The 1,050-nt window shown below is 47.3% G+C and carries 1 protein-coding gene; it reads left to right on the plus strand.

Going from position 1 to position 1,050, the window contains the following annotated elements; all coding sequences use genetic code 11:
• Positions 1-1,050 (plus strand): glutamine-hydrolyzing GMP synthase (gene guaA, locus R7P72_RS26005; RefSeq protein ID WP_318111137.1); only part of this gene is annotated, 1,050 nt, incomplete at both ends.

Consider the following 1,050-nt stretch of genomic DNA (forward strand, 5'->3'; position numbering starts at 1 on the left):
GAAATCGGCGTTTACTGTGAACTATGGAGCTGGGATGTAGAAGAAGCGGATATTCGCGAATTCAACCCAGATGGCATCATCCTTTCTGGTGGCCCAGAAAGCGTTACAGAAGAAAACTCTCCTCGCGCTCCTCAATATGTATTTGACTCAGGTGTTCCTGTACTTGGTGTATGTTACGGCATGCAAACCATGGCAGAACAGCTAGGTGGTAAAGTAGCGGGCTCAAACGAGCGTGAATTTGGCTACGCACAAGTAAAAGTTTCTGGCGAATCTGCGATCTTCAAAGATCTTGAAGCGACTCAAGACGTTTGGATGAGCCACGGCGACAAAGTTGTAGAAATTCCAGCAGACTTCGTAAAAGTCGGTGAGACAGACACTTGTCCTTACGCGGCAATGGCGAACGAAGAGAAGAAATACTACGGCGTTCAGTTCCACCCAGAAGTAACACACACGAAAGGTGGCCTACAAATGCTAGAGAACTTCGTTCTTGGCGTGTGTGGCTGTGAGCGTCTATGGACCTCTGAATCTATCATCGAAGACGCTGTTGCTCGTATTAAAGAGCAAGTGGGTGACGATGAAGTGATCCTAGGTCTATCTGGCGGTGTGGATTCATCGGTTGTTGCTATGCTGGTTCACCGTGCAATTGGCGACAAGCTTACATGTGTATTCGTGGATAACGGCCTGCTTCGTCTAAACGAAGGTCAGCAAGTAATGGATATGTTCGGCGATAAGTTCGGCCTAAACATCATCAAAGTTGACGCAGAAGAGCGTTTCCTTGAAGCGCTGAAAGGCAAGTCTGACCCAGAAGAAAAACGTAAGACTATCGGTCACGTGTTCGTAGACGTATTCGATGAAGAATCGAAGAAGCTGAAAAACGCAAAATGGCTTGCTCAGGGTACTATCTACCCAGACGTAATCGAGTCTGCTGCATCTAAAACTGGTAAAGCGCACGTGATCAAATCGCACCACAACGTGGGCGGTCTACCTGACGATATGGAAATGGGTCTAGTTGAGCCACTACGTGAGTTGTTCAAAGATGAAGTTCGTAAG

Source organism: Vibrio sp. Vb0888 (assembly GCF_033338835.1).
Taxonomy (GTDB): domain Bacteria; phylum Pseudomonadota; class Gammaproteobacteria; order Enterobacterales; family Vibrionaceae; genus Vibrio; species Vibrio alginolyticus.